Annotated in this window: 1 protein-coding gene; it reads right to left on the bottom strand. The window is 53.0% G+C overall.

What is annotated here, in order from left to right:
* Nucleotides 1-725: DUF11 domain-containing protein (locus NAT51_RS19640; RefSeq protein ID WP_250601814.1), on the bottom strand; the 725-nt coding region annotated here is incomplete at both ends.

The raw sequence follows: 725 nt of genomic DNA, 5'->3' as shown, positions 1-725 counted from the left end.
CCAAGGTTGGTTTGTGCAACCGGGGTTGGAGTTGATGTCGAGGTATTGTTACCAGGGGTCGGATCTGTCTCCGTTCCTGAGATCGTTGCCGTATTGGCGTATGGACCCGCTGCGTTTACAGTAGCTACAATAGTTAATGTAGCACTTGCTCCGTTGGCCAGGTTACCGATAGTCCAGTTCGGAGCCGTCCACGTTCCCGTTGATGGTGTGGCACTCACAAAAGTATAACCCGCCGGAAGCACGTCGTTCACCGTCACACCCGTAGCATTGCTCGGACCCGCATTCGAAGCCGTGATGGTAAAGGTGACGTTACTGCCCACATTCGGGGTTGGATTGCTCACCGTTTTAACCACTCCAAGGTTGGTTTGTGCAACCGGGGTTGGCGTTGATGTCGAAGTATTGTTACCAGGAGTCGGATCGGTTTCCGTACCTGTGATAGTTGCTGTATTGGCGTATGGACCCGCTGCGTTTACCGTAGCTACAATAGTTAATGTAGCACTGCCACCATTGGCTAAATTGCCGATAGTCCAGTTCGGTGCCGTCCACGTTCCTGTTGATGGCGTGGCACTCACAAAAGTATAACCCGCCGGTAGTACGTCGTTCACTGTCACACCCGTAGCATTGCTCGGACCGGCATTCGAAGCCGTGATGGTAAAGGTGACGTTACTGCCCACATTCGGGGTTGGGTTGCTCACCGTTTTAACCACTCCAAGGTTGGTTTGTGC

Source organism: Flavobacterium amniphilum (assembly GCF_023634845.1).
GTDB lineage: Bacteria > Bacteroidota > Bacteroidia > Flavobacteriales > Flavobacteriaceae > Flavobacterium > Flavobacterium amniphilum.
This window is presented reverse-complemented; position numbering and strand designations above follow the sequence as displayed.